General features: G+C 51.9%; 1 protein-coding gene. It reads right to left on the minus strand.

Features of this window, described 5'->3' with window-relative positions:
* The coding region (locus SCA31_RS25560; protein WP_410699724.1) for a hypothetical protein at nt 1–235 on the minus strand (235 nt) is incomplete at both ends.

Consider the following 235-nt stretch of genomic DNA (forward strand, 5'->3'; position numbering starts at 1 on the left):
ATCCGTGACGCCTTCAATGCCGGTGGCATCGGTCGCGCTGATACTGATGATAGGCGCCACATCCGTGTCTGTAATCGTACCTGTGCCGACGCCGGTACCGATGGTTAATGTGGTGGTCTCATTCAGCTCATCTAAGTCATCATTTAAGGCCGGATAGCTGACGGTAAAGTTGGTCACTCCTGCTGGGATAGTGATACTGCCATCCGTGTTTGAAACAACGCCGTCACTAAAGACT

This window comes from Chryseobacterium sp. SIMBA_028 (assembly GCF_046535285.1).
In the GTDB taxonomy this organism is placed as follows: domain Bacteria; phylum Bacteroidota; class Bacteroidia; order Flavobacteriales; family Weeksellaceae; genus Chryseobacterium.